The organism is Frischella sp. Ac48 (assembly GCF_019641635.1).
GTDB lineage: Bacteria > Pseudomonadota > Gammaproteobacteria > Enterobacterales > Orbaceae > Frischella > Frischella japonica.
Genome location: NZ_JAETXP010000001.1, coordinates 218,336 through 230,586 on the forward strand (window position 1 = coordinate 218,336; position 12,251 = coordinate 230,586).

Consider the following 12,251-nt stretch of genomic DNA (forward strand, 5'->3'; position numbering starts at 1 on the left):
ATTGATGTTTGTTAAGTTTATAATTTAAGTTTATGATTAAATGCATTCGTTATTCCCTTTAACCTATAATGCATTACAATAACCTTATTTATAAGAAGAGTTGATTTATTTATGATAAACCCCGAGAGTTGGCAACCAACAGCATCCATTGATTTATTGTTAAAGCGCGCTAAAGTTGTCCGGCAAATTCGTACTTTTTTTGCTGATCGCTGTATTCTTGAAGTGGAAACCCCTATTTTAAGTCAAGCTGCGGTTACTGATGTACAACTCAGCTCTTTTCAAACTATATTTACTAAACCCGGTATTATTGATTTAGCGCAAGGGGAAAAGCTATTTTTAATTACCAGCCCCGAATATCATATGAAACGCTTGATAGCTGCGGGTAGTGGTCCTATTTACCAAATTTGTAAATGTTTTCGAAATAATGAGGAAATTAGTCGTTATCATAATCCCGAATTTACTATGCTAGAGTGGTATCGTATTCAATTCGATATGATGCAAATGATTAATGAAGTTGATGATCTTTTACAACTAGTCTTAGATACAGCACCTGCTGAATATATTAGTTATCAAAATGCGTTTATAAAATACTTGGGAGTTGATCCGCTTGAGGCGAATAAAGAAACATTAATTACTGCGGTTGAAAAACTAGCACTTGGTTTTAACACTGATAATACCGATCGTGATACGTTATTACAATTTTTATTTACTTTCGGTATCGAACCTCGAATTGGACAAGAAAAACCAACTGTGGTTTATCATTTCCCTGCTTCGCAAGCTGCATTGGCAGAACTCAATAGTGAAGATCAACGAACCGCAAGACGTTTTGAATTCTACTATAAAGGTGTTGAATTAGCGAATGGTTTTAAAGAATTAACCAATGCTAAAGAACAAAAAGCACGCTTCGAACATGATAATCAAGAAAGATTAGCTAAAGGTTTACCCGCACAGCCTATTGACGAATATTTATTAGCTGCGATGGAAGCAAGTTTACCTGAATGCTCAGGCGTTGCAATAGGATTAGATCGTCTAATTATGTTGGCATTAGAGCAATCAACAATTAGTCAAGTTATGAGTTTCAATCTGGAGAATGCTTGAAATGTTAACCTCCCTCACGATGACCGAAATCGTTCTAGCTACGTTATTGATTATTACACTACTAGCATCAATAATTTGGAACATTAAGTTACGTTTGGCTAATCGTAATCTACAACAAATTTTTGAATTCCAATTTTGCCAAAAACGCGATGAAAATCAGACTCTTCTTAAGGAAGTGTCTGTTTTACAAGAAGAATTAAATCAAATAAGACATCAATATCTTCAACAAAGTAATGAGAATACTGAGTTACGAATTCGACTTGAACAGACCAACATTTTAGCCTATGAAAAGCAAAAAATCTTAATTGAAAGCGAACAGCGTTTAAATGAACAGTTTGAAAATCTCGCTAATCGCATTTTTGATAGTAGTGGCAAAAAACTTGAACAACAAAACCGTCAGACTTTAGACTATCTATTAACACCACTTAAGGAACAATTAGAAGGTTTTAAAAAACAAGTGCAAGATAGCTTCAACGTTGAGGCAAAAGAGCGTCATACCCTTGCGTTTGAAATTCGTAATTTACAAAAACTTAATGAACAAATGTCTAAAGAAGCGATCAATTTAACCAATGCATTGAAAGGTAATAACAAAACGCAAGGCAACTGGGGGGAAGTAGTATTGAATCGTATTTTAGAAAATTCAGGATTACGAGAAAATTATGAATTCGAGCTACAAGTCAGTTTAAATAATGAAGACAAACAACGCTTACAACCAGATGTAGTAGTACATCTACCTCAAGGAAATGATGTTATTATCGATGCAAAAGTCGCATTAGTTGCTTACGAACGTTATTTTAATAGTGATGATGATCAAGAAAAAAGCCAGGCAATGGCTGAACACTTAATTGCAATTCGCAATCATATTAAACAATTGAGCCAGAAAGATTATCATAAATTATGTGGCGTAAACTCACTGGATTATATTTTAATGTTTATTCCTATTGAACCGGCTTTTTTAAGCGCCATTGATTGTGATCCTAATTTAATTAATGATGCATTAAAACACAATATTATGATTGTCAGTCCAACCACTTTGCTGGTTGCTTTACGCACTATTAATAATTTGTGGCGATATGAATATCAAAATCGTCATGCCGAACTCATCGCCGATAAAGCTAGCAAATTGTATGATAAAGTACGGGGTTTCGTCGAAGATATGGAAATTCTTGGCAATAGCTTGACTAAAGCACAACAAACTTATATCAATTCAATGAATAAATTAACTAGCGGTCGTGGCAATATTATTGGACAAATTGAGCAATTTCGTGAAATGGGTATAGAAGTCAAAAAACCTATTAAAAATGAAATTAGAGAAAAATCCTTAATGGAATGTTAAGGATTTAATTATAGATACCAGCAAGTGAGTCATCTTTTGGATGACTTCTGTTTTACCGGTAGAATCAATGCAATGGAAAAAGTTAATTTGATTAGCCCATTAACGCCAAATTAATCATAGCTTCAAAAATCAGGCTATCAATATTAGTCACTACCGGATGTTAAGAAATGGCTGTTTAATATTGGCTAAATGATTTAACCTACTTCGCTAACACATATTGATCGATAATTTGTGCGACAGCTGATTGATTATTATTGTAATGGCTAACAACCTTAGCGGCGATTTTGGCATCATTGGTTGCATTAGCAACAGCAATACTTAATCCGGCTGCTTTTAACATGGAAATATCATTATTATTATCACCAATGGCAATTATCTCTTCTCGTTTAATATTTAATTGTTCTGCCAATTTAATCAGCGCATCACCTTTACTTACTCCTTGTTGATTAAATTCAATATAGCGATTACCAGAATAACTAATTGTAAAAGTTGATAAAACATCTTTTGGTATAGCTTGTGCAATCTTTTCCAAATAATGACGGTCATCATTTTGGAAAAGAATTTTCATAATAACTTGGTTAGCTAAAAAGTCGAGATTGGGTTCAGTCAAGTTTATGCAATTATCAAGTCGTCCAGTCATGTAATCACGTTCTTCATCGCTAATCCGATAGATATAAACGGTATCTAAGGTATAAATGTGAAAACCAACATCGTAACCTAAACCGATTTTAAACAGTTCGTTAACCTGTTCAAATGTAATTCCTTGTTGCAATAAAATTTTATTATCTTTGTTTTCGGTAATAACACCACCATTGAAAGAAATAATATATTCATTAGATTGATTATGAATATTAAGCCTCTTAGCGGTTTCTTGAATATTCATAAAACCTCTACCACTCGCTAATACAAATTTTATACCTAATTCCCGCGCTTGAGTGATGGCATCATAATTTTGTTGCGAAACTTCTTTATCATCGTTTAATAATGTTTCGTCCATATCACAAGCAATTAATTTATATTTCATGGCAGAGCTTCCTTATTATGATTGAATATTTTTTGCTTTAACATTTGTTAGACTTTTTTACTTAATAAAAAATTTAACTAACTGGAATAAATTTTACCAACACAGTTTAACACTTTTCACAGTTATTTTTTTTATATCATGATCAGTTTTTTTATCAAAATCTGATCAACACCACATAAAAACATATCAGAACCGAGTATTATATCAATACCATGTAATATATCGAAACCAAGTTTATTGATTAATAAATTCTATTTATGGTTAACGTTTTATCGAAAAGGAGATAAAAATGGTAGGTATTATCCTGGCAAGTCATGGTGATTTTGCCCTAGGTATTCTACAATCAGGTACGATGATCTTTGGAGAGCAAGAGAACGTTAAAGCTGTTGCACTACATCCTAGCGATAGTCCAGAAAATTTAAAACAAAAAATGGAAGAAGCGATAGCAACATTTGACAATAAAGATCAGATTTTATTTCTTGTTGATTTGTGGGGTGGTACGCCGTTTAATCAAGCTAATAGCTTATGTGCATCCCATCAAGATAACTGGATTATTGTTTCTGGGCTGAATTTGCCAATGTTAATCGAAGCATATTCTTCACGATTTTCAATGGTAAGTGCTCAAGAAATAGCCGCTGCAATTGTTACGCCTGGCAAAGAAGGCATAAAAACAACTTCAAAAATTGCTAAGAGTGATACCGTTCAATCTGTTAAACAATATGCAAACTCATTGCCTGAAGGAACCGTTATTGGTGATGGTAGAATCAAAATTGTCCTTGCCAGAATTGACTCTCGGTTATTACACGGTCAAGTAGCAACATCATGGACACAATCAACTAACCCAAATCGAATTATTATCGTTTCAGATTCCGTTGCAAAAGATAATTTACGCAAAAAACTGATTGAAGAAGCGGCACCTCCAGGTGTAAAAGCGAACGTTATTCCAATCAAAAAAATGATTGAAATATCAAAAGATCCTCGTTTTGGTAATACAAAAGCATTACTACTATTTGAAAACCCACAAGATGTATTGCGTACTATAGAAGGTGGTGTTGATATTCATACCATCAATGTTGGCTCAATGGCACACTCGGTTGGAAAGGTAATGGTTAATAAAGTGCTTTCAATGAGTACTGAGGATGTAGCTACATTTGATAAACTCAAACAATTGAATATTAAATTTGATGTTCGCAAAGTCCCCAATGATTCAACCAGTAATTTGGATGAGTTATTGAAAAAAGCGAAAGAAGAATTATCCGAACAAAATAAGTAATACTAAGCTTAAGAGGTTTTATTATGACATTATCTATTTTTGCTATTGTATTAGTAATAATCATAGCATTTCTTGCTGGTATGGAAGGTATATTAGATCAATTTCAATTTCATCAACCATTAGTTGCTTGCTCACTAATTGGTCTAGTGACTGGTAATATTGAAGCGGGAGTACTACTTGGGGGTCATTTACAGATGATTGCGCTTGGTTGGGCGAATATTGGTGCTGCTGTTGCACCAGATGCAGCCTTAGCATCGGTCGCCTCTGCTATTATATTAGTGCTAGGTGGTCAAGGACGATATGGTGTTTCTACCGCAATTGCGGTAGCAATTCCATTGGCTGTTGCTGGTTTATTCTTAACAATGGTTGTACGTACCTTAGCCGTCCCGATTGTACATATGATGGATAATGCGGCGCGAAAAGGCGATATTCGCAGAATCGAATTTCTACAAATTGTAGCGATTTTTATGCAAGGTTTACGCATCGCTATTCCAGCTGCAGCATTGCTTTTCATTCCAGCCAGTACAGTACAAACGATTTTAAATTGGATGCCTAAATGGTTAACAGAGGGTATGGCTATTGGTGGTGGAATGGTTGTTGCTGTTGGCTATGCAATGGTAATAAATATGATGGCAAATAAAGAAGTATGGCCATTTTTTGTCATTGGTTTTGTCGTCGCAGCAATTTCACAACTGACTTTAATTGCGCTTGGTGCTTTAGGTATTGCATTAGCATTACTCTATCTAAATCTGTCTGAGCGTAGCGGTTTCGCAAATGGTAGTAATAATACTGGCGATCCGCTCGATGATATTTTAAATGATTACTAAGTGCCGAGGAAATTAAGATGGAACATAAAATTCAGTTGACAAAAAAAGATCGTTTAGCTGTCGCATGGCGTTCTACATTTTTACAAGGTTCTTGGAATTATGAACGTATGCAAAATGGTGGCTGGGTTTTTTCAATGATACCTGCGATAAAAAGACTATATACCACCACAGAAGATCGTGCAGCCGCATTAAAACGCCACTTGGAGTTTTTCAATACTCACCCTTATCTCGCCTCTCCTATATTAGGCGTGACATTAGCATTAGAAGAAGAACGTGCAAATGGTGCAACTGTTGATGACGTGACAATTCAAGGGGTTAAAGTCGGTATGATGGGACCATTAGCCGGTGTCGGTGATCCGGTATTTTGGTTTACAGTTCGTCCTATGCTTGGCGCACTTGGTGCTGCATTAGCAATGGATGGTAAAATTATTGGACCAATTTTATTCTTTATTTTATGGAATCTGATTCGTATGGGTTTTATGTGGTATACCCAAGAATTTGGCTATCGCACAGGTGCAAAAATTACTGATAATTTATCAGGTGGGTTGTTACAAAAAATAACTAAAGGTGCTTCAATTTTAGGGATGTTTGTCCTCGCCGCTTTAGTAGAACGATGGGTATCGATTAATTTCAAATCGATAGTTTCTAAAATTGATTTAGATGAGAAAGCCGTTGTCGATTGGGCCCATATTCCTTCAGGAACAGAAGGGATAAAACAGGCATTAATCCAAGCGCAAAGTGGTTTAGCACTTACACAGGAAAAGGTAACTACGCTACAAAATAATTTAGATCAATTGATTCCAGGTTTAATGCCTTTACTTTTGACCTTCTTATGTATGTGGTTGCTGCGTAAGAAAGTCTCACCAATCATTATCATCTTAGGGCTATTTATTATTGGTATTCTTGGTCACGTTATTGGACTATTATAATCCAAAATGCGGAGCGAAACCCTCCGCATTCAACTTGGTAAGTAATGTTCTCAAATAAGTAAGAGTCAAATATTAACATTTGTAACATTGATATGTTCGCTTGGAAATTATAAGCATGGTTCAGTCATTAAATAGTAAAGTTGATCTTGTTATGCCTGGCACTTCATTTTTAGGTTTAACTGAATATGGCGATATTATGATTGGCGATAAAGCCTTTGAATTTTATCATCGACGAGATAACCGTAAATATATACAAATTCCATGGGAGGAAGTCGACTATGTCACAGCAATTGTTTTATTCAAAGGGAAATGGATCCCACGTTATGCGATCCAAACTAAAAAGAATGGCAATTTCATCTTTGCTTCAAAAGAACCCAAAAAAGTCTTAAGGGCAATTCGTAATTACATTGATAGCCAACGCATGGTCAGATCATTAAGTTTTTTTACCATTTTGAAGAGAGCCTTATTTAAACAAAAATAATCGCTAATTAAGCTGATTATTAAAGATAATCGTTTTTTTATTTAAATAAGAACGATAAAATAAAACGGTCTATATTTCTGTTAACGAGAAATAATGACATGTAATGCCATAAAAATCATGAAAATGAAAGTTTAATTTATCTGTTTTATTAAACAATTGCTATTGACTACTAACTATACTTTAAGTAATTGTAAGATAACCATAAAAGAAACTGCTAAGCAATAAATATATCAAATTTTTTAAAATAAGAGAGCATGTGAAAAATCATTCTCGAAGATGGCACTTTACGATTAAATTATAGGCTATTTATCAAATAACAATAATTAAATAATAAGCATTATCAGATTAAATAGCACGGTACATCACTAAGAATAACCTTTATATTTGCGAGCATTTTTTTATTGATTATATCAATCCAATTAAGGCAAATAGGGGTTATCCATAACATTATTGACTATTTAGCTGGAGTTTTTTTATGAAAACAACGCTTTGGAAATTAAAAAATACTTTTAAAAATTTTGACTGGGGCAGTTTAGATGGTATTCCAAAGTATTTTCATATTGATAATCCCGAGCATAAACCGATGGCTGAAATGTGGATGGGGATTCATCCTGGTGGAGTATCAACAGCAATAAATGCACAAGGGGTTGAAGAACCACTTGATCAGCTCATTAATCGCTATCCAAATAAAATACTTGGAGCAAAGACTTATCAACAATTTAAATCGCTGCCTTTTCTATTCAAAATCCTGTCTGCCAAAGAACCATTATCTATTCAAGTTCATCCTGAACTTTATAAAGCTAAAGCAGGATTTGCCAAAGAAAATCAATTAGGCATTCCAATGAATTCACCCAATCGTAATTACAAAGATCCGAATCATAAACCAGAATTAATCTATGCAATTACCCCTTTTTTAGCCATGAATGGTTTTCGCCCTATTGCAGAAATTTTGGCATTATTTAATCAATTATCCATTCCTATCATTGAACAACATATTTTAACTTTGGCTGCTAATCCTAGCGAACTCGGATTAAAACGATTTTTTCACAGTTTGTTAACTTTAGAAGGCGCAATAAAACAACAAGCTATTTCAGCGTTATTAACCAGTATTAAATCGTTACCGGAACCACCATTTAATTATATTCCACCGATTTCCCAAAAATATCCTTCAGATTGTGGTGTATTTGCGCCATTAATATTAAATATCATTGAATTATTACCAGGACAAGCTATGTTTCTTAATGCTCAAACACCACATGCTTATTTACGTGGTACTGGATTAGAGATCATGGCCAATTCTGACAATGTATTACGTGCGGGGTTAACTAATAAACATATCGATATTGAGGAGCTATTTAATAACACTTCTTTCACGAGTATTCCAAGTACACAGTTATTGACACAACCGCGTCAGCAAGAGAATAAGACGCTATTTCCAGTATCCATTGATGACTTTGCCTTTGAAATCATCCATAGCCAACAACAACGATTAGTGCAATCCATTAGCAGTGCACAAATTATCTTATGTGTTGAAGGTGAAATAGAAATTAATACTGAGTCCGATAGATGTAAATTGAAGGTCGGTGAATCTGTATTTATTGCTTGTTGTGCCAAAAGGTTTACTTATCAAGGAAGTGGTGTTTTTGCACGCGCCTTTAATCATTAAATCTAACATCCAGATTTGATCTTTCTTGTTAACGTAGAAATATCACATAAAAAGCATGCATTGCCCAAATTATCGCCAATCCGTAAATGGATAATTTAGATCTTTTAGGGTAAATATTAAAATAATTTAAAATTTTTAAAATCCGATCAAAAGCATAGCCACTTGGTAAAGTAATGGTTAAAAATAAAAAACCTTTCCCAATGTAGGTGTCGGTCAGCTTTAAAATATTGCTTAATGTTTGTACATCGCCAAAAGGAATAAGATAGCCAATAATAACAAAAACAACTGGAGCAAACAAAGCAAACCATAAGCCTGCCAACTTTGATAATCCAAGATAAATCGAAGAATTTTCCGTAAAAGTATTTGATTTATTTATATTCATTAGTTTTTCTAACCTTATCTAAAATGTCCCACGATGACCAAATACAAAAGTACCGAAATAACCGATATTAATGCTAATAATATGATATTTATTGATTTAGATAGAGAACGTTGACAAAAAAATCGTTGACTTATTGAAGAGCACCAAGTTATCGAGAAGACAAGGGCAATGAGTAATGCAAGACAATTTAATCCCATTACCACAGGATGGCGCATAAAAAAGATAAACCGATAAAATTCATCTTGACCTAATTGATTAGTATGGGCACAGATTACCCCGTACAATAACACCATACTCAGCCACAACATTGCAAAAACAATGGATTGTTTGCAGCAAAAATAACAGAGTACTAGCCCCTTTTTTTGACTCAATCTTTTTGATTCATTATTACACATTGTTAATTACTCTTAATAAAAAAAGATTATTCATGATTGAATTACCCTAAATAAATATTTATATCAATATAGAAATAAAATCATTCGTCTCTCGTTACTGCTAATCACGACTCGATTAACAATCTATAATAACGATTATAATCTATTATCTATTTTACAATAAATGCGCTATTAGATCGCTAACGAATAAATACCTATTATATCGAAGTGAAAAGGTTAAGTTATTTGTTTTTACGTTTTCTATACATTCTAGTGGTTGAAAATAAATTCTTTAACCCAATATAAGCTAAATCTATACTAAGTTGATCCTAGGGTTAGGACCAAAATTTAAAGGAGTAATATATGACTACAATCGTTAGTGTTCGTCGTAACGGACAAGTTGTCATTGGTGGTGATGGGCAAGTCACTTTAGGTGAACGAATTATCATGAAAGGCAATGCTAAAAAAGTACGTCGCCTTTATAATAATAAAGTTATTGCTGGTTTTGCTGGAGGAACAGCCGATGCCTTTACTTTATTTGAATTATTTGAACGAAAACTTGAAATGCATCAAGGTCATTTAACCAAAGCTGCGGTTGAACTAGCTAAAGATTGGCGCACAGATCGCATGTTACGCAAATTAGAAGCGCTACTTGCGGTTGCAGACGAAACTGCATCATTAATTATTACCGGAACAGGTGATGTAATCCAGCCAGAAGATGATTTAATTGCGATTGGTTCTGGTGGCCCATATGCACAAGCTGCCGCTAGAGCCTTATTGGACTGCTCAGATCTTTCAGCAAAAGATATCGTACAAAAATCGTTATCTATCGCTGGTGACATTTGTGTTTATACCAATAGCTTCCAAACAATTGAAGAATTGAATTATTAATTAACCGATTTAAAGAGAATATATTATGTCTGAAATGACTCCACGTGAAATAGTTAGCGAATTAAATCAACATATTATTGGTCAGGATAAAGCTAAACGTGCGGTTGCTATCGCACTACGTAACCGATGGCGACGCATGCAACTTGATGAAGCATTACGTCACGAAGTAACACCCAAAAATATTTTAATGATTGGTCCTACTGGTGTAGGTAAAACCGAGATTGCACGTCGCTTAGCCAAATTGGCGAATGCGCCATTTATTAAAGTTGAAGCAACCAAATTTACTGAAGTTGGTTACGTAGGTAAAGAAGTTGATTCTATCATCCGTGATCTAACCGATTCAGCAGTAAAAATGATCCGTAGTCAAGCCATGGAAAAAAATCGTAATCGCGCTGAAGAACTAGCAGAAGAACGTATTCTCGATGTATTAGTACCACCGGCTAAAGATGGCTGGGGCCAAACAGATAGTAGCTCCACCGAATCTACCGCAAGACAAGCATTCCGCAAAAAATTGCGTGAGGGGACTTTAGACGATAAAGAAATTGAAATTGAAGTTTCGGGTATGAATATTGGTGTTGAAATTATGGCACCTCCAGGTATGGAAGAGATGACCAATCAACTTCAGTCTATGTTTCAAAATTTAGGTGGACAAAAATCCAAACCTCGTAAAATGAAAATTAAAGACGCTTTCAAGCAATTAATTGAAGATGAAGCGGCTAAATTAGTAAATCTTGAAGATCTTAAACACGAAGCAATTGAAGCAGTTGAACAAAATGGAATCGTATTTATTGATGAAATTGATAAAGTATGTAAACGTGGTAATTCATCAGGTCCAGATGTCTCTCGTGAAGGAGTGCAACGTGATTTATTACCATTAGTTGAAGGATGTACCGTTTCAACTAAACATGGTTCAGTCAAAACTGACCATATTTTATTTATTGCTTCTGGCGCATTCCAAACCGCAAATCCTTCTGATTTAATTCCGGAATTACAAGGTCGATTACCAATTCGGGTAGAATTACAAGCATTAACCAGTGAAGATTTTGAACGTATTTTAACCGAACCTAATGCGTCATTGACGGTACAATATAAAGCTTTAATGGCAACAGAAGGCGTGAATATTGAATTTACTCAAGATGGCATTCGCAAGATCGCCGAATCAGCTTGGCAGGTAAATGAACAAAATGAAAATATTGGCGCACGTCGTTTACATACGGTTTTAGAACGACTAATGGAGGAAGTTTCCTTTGATGCCAGTGAATTAGAAGGTAAAACAATCACGATTGATGCTAATTATGTTAGTGAACATCTCGATAAATTGGTCGCTGATGAAGATCTTAGTAAATTTATCCTCTGATTACTTTCTCAAAACACAATCAGACCCAGCCAAGCTGGGTCATTTATTTTTGATTATTCTTAGATAAAATAGATCTTATTATAACTATATAAATGAATATCATATTGCTATTCTTAGCGATCTCATCTGCACCCAGTTCGATCAGTAAAATCTTAGATCCAGATCGCACTAATAAAGTAAAATAATCATCTGCAAAAATGGGAAATTGATTAATAGTAAGATACCTAATTCAAGTAAGCCAATCATCTAATGACTAGCTATCCTGTTATTACTTTTAACAAATTTTTTTGGTCATCAATCTGATTTATAAATGACAAATGCTAATTTCATAAATATTGCTATCTTTACTAAATTAAATCAGTTTCGTTTACTTTATTGATAACATATTCCACAGAAACTTAACTAGTAAATAAAGAAGATCCTTTTAATATGATCAAATCCTGTGTATAGTTACTGATAATAACGATGATATTTTTGATAAATAGATACTGACAATGATTTTTTTGGTCTTTAAATTGTTGTTAAGTTAAAAAGGACCCAGTTACTGGGTCAATTATCATGGGTTTATATTACGGAAGAGGTTTTAGAACAATAAATTAGCGAGTTTAAACAT

Annotated in this window: 12 protein-coding genes; 9 read left to right on the forward strand and 3 right to left on the reverse strand. The window is 34.1% G+C overall.

The genetic code is table 11. The annotated features are described in order from the left end of the window. Positions 1–111 precede the first annotated feature (111 nt). On the forward strand, positions 112–1,098 hold the full coding sequence (gene epmA / locus JMI89_RS01005) for an elongation factor P--(R)-beta-lysine ligase (RefSeq protein ID WP_187755662.1): 987 nt from the start codon (positions 112–114) through the stop codon (positions 1,096–1,098). A 1-nt stretch (position 1,099) separates the two neighbouring features. Beyond that, positions 1,100–2,434 (forward strand): DNA recombination protein RmuC, encoded by a 1,335-nt coding sequence (gene rmuC / locus JMI89_RS01010; RefSeq protein ID WP_220679093.1) that lies wholly within the window; start codon positions 1,100–1,102, stop codon positions 2,432–2,434. A 199-nt stretch (positions 2,435–2,633) separates the two neighbouring features. On the opposite strand, the gene JMI89_RS01015 is transcribed toward rmuC, so the two are convergent. Further along, positions 2,634–3,458, reverse strand: a complete 825-nt coding sequence (locus tag JMI89_RS01015) for a Cof-type HAD-IIB family hydrolase (protein WP_187755664.1) — start codon at positions 3,456–3,458, stop codon at positions 2,634–2,636. 289 nt (positions 3,459–3,747) lie between these two features. On the opposite strand from JMI89_RS01015, the gene JMI89_RS01020 reads away from it, so the two are divergent. The 5 genes from JMI89_RS01020 to manA all read left to right on the forward strand — a co-directional run bounded on the left by JMI89_RS01020 (position 3,748) and on the right by manA (position 8,634). Continuing rightward, a complete protein-coding gene (locus JMI89_RS01020) occupies positions 3,748–4,731 on the forward strand; it encodes a mannose/fructose/sorbose PTS transporter subunit IIA (protein WP_187755665.1) in 984 nt (327 codons plus the stop codon). Positions 4,732–4,754: 23 nt separating this feature from the next. After that, positions 4,755–5,558, forward strand: a complete 804-nt coding sequence (locus JMI89_RS01025) for a PTS mannose/fructose/sorbose transporter subunit IIC (RefSeq protein ID WP_187755666.1) — start codon at positions 4,755–4,757, stop codon at positions 5,556–5,558. 17 nt (positions 5,559–5,575) lie between these two features. Further along, positions 5,576–6,487 carry a PTS system mannose/fructose/sorbose family transporter subunit IID gene (locus JMI89_RS01030; RefSeq protein WP_187755667.1) on the forward strand — a complete coding sequence of 304 codons (912 nt, stop codon included), beginning with the start codon at positions 5,576–5,578 and terminating at the stop codon, positions 6,485–6,487. A gap of 115 nt (positions 6,488–6,602) precedes the next feature. Continuing rightward, positions 6,603–6,968: a DUF956 family protein gene (locus tag JMI89_RS01035; RefSeq protein ID WP_187755668.1), complete on the forward strand. Its 366-nt coding sequence runs from the start codon at positions 6,603–6,605 to the stop codon at positions 6,966–6,968. 475 nt (positions 6,969–7,443) lie between these two features. After that, positions 7,444–8,634 carry a mannose-6-phosphate isomerase, class I gene (gene manA / locus JMI89_RS01040; RefSeq protein WP_187755669.1) on the forward strand — a complete coding sequence of 397 codons (1,191 nt, stop codon included), beginning with the start codon at positions 7,444–7,446 and terminating at the stop codon, positions 8,632–8,634. Positions 8,635–8,662: 28 nt separating this feature from the next. Here manA and JMI89_RS01045 read toward each other — a convergent pair whose 3' ends face one another. Further along, positions 8,663–9,016: a hypothetical protein gene (locus tag JMI89_RS01045; protein ID WP_187755670.1), complete on the reverse strand. Its 354-nt coding sequence runs from the start codon at positions 9,014–9,016 to the stop codon at positions 8,663–8,665. Between the two features lie 14 nt (positions 9,017–9,030). Beyond that, positions 9,031–9,411 (reverse strand): hypothetical protein, encoded by a 381-nt coding sequence (locus tag JMI89_RS01050; RefSeq protein WP_187755671.1) that lies wholly within the window; start codon positions 9,409–9,411, stop codon positions 9,031–9,033. Positions 9,412–9,753: 342 nt separating this feature from the next. Between JMI89_RS01050 and hslV the strand changes: the two genes are divergently transcribed. Together hslV and hslU are read left to right on the forward strand one after the other, a co-directional pair. Further along, positions 9,754–10,281 (forward strand): ATP-dependent protease subunit HslV, encoded by a 528-nt coding sequence (gene hslV / locus JMI89_RS01055; RefSeq protein ID WP_187755672.1) that lies wholly within the window; start codon positions 9,754–9,756, stop codon positions 10,279–10,281. Between the two features lie 25 nt (positions 10,282–10,306). After that, positions 10,307–11,638 (forward strand): HslU--HslV peptidase ATPase subunit, encoded by a 1,332-nt coding sequence (gene hslU, locus JMI89_RS01060; protein ID WP_187755673.1) that lies wholly within the window; start codon positions 10,307–10,309, stop codon positions 11,636–11,638. Positions 11,639–12,251 lie beyond the last annotated feature (613 nt).

Coding starts and splice junctions, on each gene's coding strand:
- JMI89_RS01045 (WP_187755670.1), bottom strand. CDS start 9,016: ATGAATATAAATAAATCAAATACTTTTACGGAAAATTCTTCGATTTAT.
- hslU (WP_187755673.1), top strand. CDS start 10,307: ATGTCTGAAATGACTCCACGTGAAATAGTTAGCGAATTAAATCAACAT.
- JMI89_RS01030 (WP_187755667.1), top strand. CDS start 5,576: ATGGAACATAAAATTCAGTTGACAAAAAAAGATCGTTTAGCTGTCGCA.
- manA (WP_187755669.1), top strand. CDS start 7,444: ATGAAAACAACGCTTTGGAAATTAAAAAATACTTTTAAAAATTTTGAC.
- JMI89_RS01025 (WP_187755666.1), top strand. CDS start 4,755: ATGACATTATCTATTTTTGCTATTGTATTAGTAATAATCATAGCATTT.
- JMI89_RS01035 (WP_187755668.1), top strand. CDS start 6,603: ATGGTTCAGTCATTAAATAGTAAAGTTGATCTTGTTATGCCTGGCACT.
- JMI89_RS01020 (WP_187755665.1), top strand. CDS start 3,748: ATGGTAGGTATTATCCTGGCAAGTCATGGTGATTTTGCCCTAGGTATT.
- rmuC (WP_220679093.1), top strand. CDS start 1,100: ATGTTAACCTCCCTCACGATGACCGAAATCGTTCTAGCTACGTTATTG.
- JMI89_RS01050 (WP_187755671.1), bottom strand. CDS start 9,411: ATGTGTAATAATGAATCAAAAAGATTGAGTCAAAAAAAGGGGCTAGTA.
- epmA (WP_187755662.1), top strand. CDS start 112: ATGATAAACCCCGAGAGTTGGCAACCAACAGCATCCATTGATTTATTG.
- hslV (WP_187755672.1), top strand. CDS start 9,754: ATGACTACAATCGTTAGTGTTCGTCGTAACGGACAAGTTGTCATTGGT.
- JMI89_RS01015 (WP_187755664.1), bottom strand. CDS start 3,458: ATGAAATATAAATTAATTGCTTGTGATATGGACGAAACATTATTAAAC.